Source organism: Herminiimonas sp. CN, assembly GCF_000622895.1.
Classification (GTDB): domain Bacteria; phylum Pseudomonadota; class Gammaproteobacteria; order Burkholderiales; family Burkholderiaceae_D; genus AVCC01.
This window is the reverse complement of sequence record NZ_AVCC01000130.1, coordinates 1-5,324: the sequence shown is the minus strand read 5'-3', so window position 1 is coordinate 5,324 and position 5,324 is coordinate 1. Positions and strand designations below refer to the sequence as shown.

Annotated in this window: 3 protein-coding genes; 2 read left to right on the top strand and 1 reads right to left on the bottom strand. The window is 58.3% G+C overall.

All coding sequences use genetic code 11. The features are described 5' to 3' along the window. Positions 1-301: 301 nt before the first annotated feature. A complete protein-coding gene (locus HMCN_RS18420; RefSeq protein WP_238552226.1) occupies positions 302-3,094 on the top strand; it encodes an EAL domain-containing protein in 2,793 nt (930 codons plus the stop codon). Here the strand turns inward: HMCN_RS18420 and HMCN_RS0116890 are convergent. Next, positions 3,070-3,945 (bottom strand): DMT family transporter, encoded by an 876-nt coding sequence (locus HMCN_RS0116890; RefSeq protein ID WP_025918486.1) that lies wholly within the window; start codon positions 3,943-3,945, stop codon positions 3,070-3,072. The genes HMCN_RS18420 and HMCN_RS0116890 overlap by 25 nt on opposite strands. 222 nt (positions 3,946-4,167) lie before the next feature. Here HMCN_RS0116890 and HMCN_RS0116885 point away from each other — a divergent pair, with 222 nt between their 5' ends. Beyond that, positions 4,168-5,289: an ISAs1 family transposase gene (locus HMCN_RS0116885; protein WP_025918485.1), complete on the top strand. Its 1,122-nt coding sequence runs from the start codon at positions 4,168-4,170 to the stop codon at positions 5,287-5,289. Positions 5,290-5,324 lie beyond the last annotated feature (35 nt).

Genomic DNA, 5,324 nt, shown 5'->3' with positions numbered 1-5,324 from the left:
TCCCGGGAATATTGCTACTATTAAAATAAAACGGCAATCAGAATGACGTTTGGGGGGGGCGGTCGCACAACGGGGAAATCGCATCCGTGTTGCAATCGGTTGAGGATTGCTAATCATCTGGTCAGATGTCGGAACTGGACTGATCCATGTCACCTATGCACAATCGGGATACCGGCAGCGGTTTGCAAAACTGATGCCGGGCGCAATCAAAACCCGCTATCCGGCGGGCAAATCCGGCTCGCACCTATCGGCATCGCAGTGCGCGCTCCGGCAGAAGAAACTCAGTCTCAGGCAATTTGGCTTGCGAACCCAAATCGGATTGGCAGCCGGGCTGGTTCTGTGCATTACCCTCGTGATTCAGGCATTCCTGCTATTTTCCGCCGCACGCACCGAGCTGCAGCACAGCCTGTCGACGCAACTTGAGGTTCTGGTTACCCGGGTGGCGAGCGAACTGGACGACAAGATGGGGATCCGCGTCGCCACCCTGGAGCGCATGGCGAGCAAGTTTCCGTTGGATGCACTGGAAAACCCCAGAGAGGCCGAACGCTACTTCCGCGACTCGGCGATTCTTTCCACCCTGATCGATGACTTGTACCTGTTTTCGCCTGAAGGCGTGCTGCTGGTGGATTTTCCGATCGCAGCCGGACGGCGCGGATTGGACATGACGGAACGCGATTACATCCAGGGCGCAATCCATAAGGGACAGATCACCATCTCGAAGCCGCTCCTGGGCAAGGCCACCAGGCAGCCGATGGTCGTGATTGGAGTTCCGATCCGCGATGCCGGCGGCAAGCTGGTCGGCATACTGGGCGGTGTCGTGAATCTTCAAAAATCACGGCTGCTGGAGCCTCTGTCTACCACCCGGGTCGGGCGGACCGGCTATTTTTATCTGGTAAGCCCGGAACGGCTGATGATCATGCATCCAGACCGCTCCAGGCTTCTTACGACGATCCCGGGACACGGGGCAAATCCGGCGTTTGAGAATGCGTTGAACGCAGGTTTCGAGGGAACCGTGGCAGGGGTCAACAGCCGGGGGCTTGAAGGATTGTTCAGTTTCAAGCGGCTGCCGCATACCGGCTGGCTGCTGGCTGCGGTGCTGCCTTCCGGTGAAGCCTTTGCGGCAATCAATGCACTGCGCGTAAAGGCCATACTGCTTACCGCGCTATCGCTGATTCTGGCCATCGCGGTGATCATGCTGATCGTGCGGCGCTTTACGCGGCCGCTGGAGATGCTGACGGATTTTCTTAAATTCAGCCAGACTCTGGCCCCGCCGCCGGCATTGGCGCATAGCTGCAGGGAAACCGACCGTCTGTCGGATGCTTTTTCCGAGTTCGTGGCGCAGCAGGAAATCACGCAGAAAGAACTTTCGGTCGCCACCCGGCGCGCCGAGGCGGCCAATGCGGATCTGCGCATCGCCGCCATCGCCTTCGAATCCCAGGAAGGCATGCTCATCACCGATGCCCAGAATGTGATCTTGCGCATTAATCGGGCCTTTACCGCCATTACCGGTTACTCAGCGCAAGAGGCGGTGGGCCGCACTCCGGACTTTCTCGGCTCGGGGCGCCATGACGCCGCGTTTTATGCGGCGCTGCACGAAGCCGTGCAGCGTTCCCGATCATGGCAGGGCGAGATCTGGACCCGGCACAAGAACGGCGAGATTCACCCGGAGTGGCTGACGGTTACCGCAGTAACCGATGAAGATGGCAGGCTGACCCATTATGTTTCGACGCTGACCGACATCAGCCAGCGCAAGGCGGCTGAAGAAGAGATTCAGCGCCTGGCCTTCTATGACCCGCTGACCGGATTGCCGAACCGCCGCTTGCTGCTCGACCGTCTGCAACAAGCGTTCGCATCCAGCACCCGCAGCGACCGCGCCGGTGCGCTGATGTTCATCGACCTGGATAATTTCAAGGTGCTCAACGACACCTTCGGGCACGACAAAGGGGATTTGCTGCTGCAGCAGGTTGCCCATCGCCTGTTGGCCTGCGTGCGCGAGGGCGACAGCATTGCCCGGCTGGGCGGGGATGAGTTCGTGCTGGTGCTGACCGACCTGAGCGAAAACACCAATGAAGCGGCGACCCAGGCCAAGGCCATTGGCGAAAAGATACTGGCCACCCTTGACCAGCCGTACGATCTGGCCGGGAACGCGTATCACAACACGTCAAGCATTGGCATCACCTTGTTTGAGGATCATCAAAACAGTGCCGATGAACTGATGAAGCACGCCGACCTCGCCATGTATGAGGCCAAGAAAGCCGGGCGCAATACGCTGCGCTTCTTCGATCCGCGGATGCAGGCCAGCATCACCGCCCGCGCGAACCTGGAAAAGGACTTGCGCGAAGGCTTGCGGAAATCCCAGTTCCAGCTGTACTACCAGCCGCAAGTCGATGCTGCGGGCTGCATCATCGGGGCCGAGGCGCTGGTACGCTGGCAGCATCCGCGACGCGGACTGGTTGCCCCCGACGTATTTATTGCGCTGGCTGAGGAGACCAGCCTGATACTGCCGATCGGGCAGTGGGTGCTGGAAACCGCCTGCAATCAGCTGCTTGCCTGGGCGGCAAATCCGGATAAGGCGCACCTGACCGTTGCGGTCAATGTCAGCGCCAGGCAGTTGCACCAACCGGATTTTGTCGGGCAGGTGCTGGCGGTACTCGACAGCAGCGGTGCCAATCCGCACAAGCTCAAGCTGGAATTAACGGAAAGCCTGCTGCTTGACGACGTGGAAGAAATCATTATCAAGATGACAGCGCTGAAGGCGCGCGGCATCTGCTTTTCGCTGGACGACTTCGGCACCGGTTATTCGTCGCTATCCTACCTGAAGCGTTTGCCGCTGGATCAGTTGAAGATCGACCAGTCGTTTGTGCGCGACTTGCTGATCGACCCCAACGACGTCGCCATCGCCCACACCGTTGTCGCTTTGGCGCAGAGCCTGGGCTTGTCGGTGATTGCCGAAGGCGTGGAGACGGAAGCCCAGCGCGATTGCCTGGCTGCGCAGGGCTGTCATGTGTATCAGGGCTATCTGTTCGGCCGGCCTTTGCCGCTGGCAGCATTCGAGCAGCTGCCGGGTTTTCAACTGCCGCGCTTGGACAGGTAAATCCCGCATAACAGCAATGCGCCGCCAGCCATTTGCAGCGGGCTGATGGTTTCGTGGAAAATAACCCAGGCGGCAATGGTCGCGGTCAGCGGCTGAATCAGCAGACTGACCGACGACAAGGTGGCGGGCAAGTGTGCAAAGGCATACGTGATCAGCGTCTGGCCGCCGATCTGCGCCACCAGCGCCAGGCTGACGAGGGTGACCCAGCCGGCGCTGGAAGAAGGCCAGAACGGTCCCGGCATGCCAAGCGCACATGGCAATAAGACTGCCGCGGTGATGCTGGTGCTCCACGCCAGCAGGCGTGCGGTCGCGTACTGATCGCAGGCATCCTTGATCGCCAGCATATAGCCGGTGTAAAAAACGGCCGACATCAGGCCGAGGCCGTCGCCCAGCAGCTTGCCGCTGCCGTGCGAAGCGTTCGGGCCAACCAGCATGATCGCGCCGGCCAGCGCAATCAGTATCCCGACCAGAAATATCCGGGTAAAACGCATCTTGTGGACGCGCCACATCCATAACGCAATCAGAACCGGTGCGAAGTTGCTTAGCAGCGTTGCGTTCGATACCGTGGTGTAGTGCAGCGACATATGCCAAGTACCCAAGTCGGCGGCAAAAAACAGGCCGGAAAGCAGTAGCACCCGGCTAAAATCAGTGCGCTTGTCATCGATCCGCTCCTGCCGGCGCACCATGAAAACCCAGCACCACAAAACCGGCGCCGCCAGCGCCATGCGCCAGAATGCCGACGCCAGCGGATTGACGTCCGACAGCCGCATGAAAATGGCGGCAAAGCCGATGGCAATCCCGCCCAGCAACAGGCTGATGAAAGCAATTGCGGGAAATTTTTTTGGCGGCATGAACGGGGGTGGCAGACGGCCGATGTCAGTCTTGTATCGGGATTGCCATTATCGGAGTATAGCAAAAAACAGGCTATGTCGCACTTTGCTGTTGAATTGCCGCAGGGCGATTGCATGAAGCGGGCGCCATGTCCATAGCCAAGAATCGAAAGTAGTGCTTGTAAACTGGGCCCAAAAGGCGTTTACTCTCGATATTTGGAAGACGAGATGGCAAACGCACCGATATCACTGCTCGAAGCATTCGAAGAATTGAGCGATCCACGTGCCCGTGAGTGTGCATATCAACTGGAAGAATTGCTGCTGGCAGCCATTTGCGCCGTCATCAGTGGCGCGGAGAGTTGGACATCGGTTGTCGAATGGAGCCAGATGAAGCTGGACTGGTTGCGCCAGCACCTGCCGTTTGCCAAAGGTATCGCCTCGCATGATACGTTCGGGCGCGTCTTTTCGCTGCTTGATGCGAAACAGTTCGAAGCGTGTTTCATGCGCTGGATCAGCGGACTGTGCCCATCACTGGTAGGACAGCACGTGGCCATCGATGGTAAATGTATTCGCGGCTCGCATAATGGCAAGCAAAGCGCGATTCACCTCGTGTCGGCTTGGAGCAGCGCGAGTGGTTTGACGCTTGGGCAGGTCAAGACGGCCGACAAGAGCAACGAGATCACCGCTATACCGGAATTATTGAGTGCGCTGGACATCAAGGGAAGCATCATCACCATCGACGCGATGGGGTGCCAGCATGACATTGCTGCCAAGATTGTGCAAAGCGGTGCGGACTATGTATTGGGCGTGAAAGACAACCAACCCGGCTTGGCCGAAGCCATCAAGCTATGGTTCGACGCCGCCGGTGCGGACAAGCTGGATCGTCCGTACTGGGACGATATCCAGACAGAAAAAGATCACGGACGGATTGAAACCCGACGCTGCCTGGTGACCGATGACGTCGCCTGGCTACAGGAACAAAACCAGCACTGGAGCGGGCTGCACAGCGTGATCATAATCGAATCGACGCGAGAACTCATTGGCAGAAACAGCACCGGCATAGCTAGCGTGGAACGCCGCTATTACATTAGCAGTCTCCCTGCCAAGGCAGCCTTGCTCGGGAAAACCGTGCGGGCTCACTGGGGAATCGAGAACAGTATGCACTGGGTATTGGATGTCGCATTCCGCGAAGACGATTGCCGAATCCGGATTGGCGAGGCGGCACAAAACTTTGCCATCCTGCGCCGTATTGCGCTCAACCTTCTCAAAAGCGACACCACCACAAAACTCGGCATCGCCAACAAGCGACTGAAAGCTGGTTGGAATGTTGATTACTTGGGGAGGTTACTGGGCCTAAATAACTGACCCTTCATGCAATCGCCCTGTGAATTGTTGTCCAA

What these genes read in the sequence shown, in the direction of transcription:
- HMCN_RS0116890 (WP_025918486.1), bottom strand. Translation starts at nt 3,945, where the DNA reads ATGCCGCCAAAAAAATTTCCCGCAATTGCTTTCATCAGCCTGTTGCTG.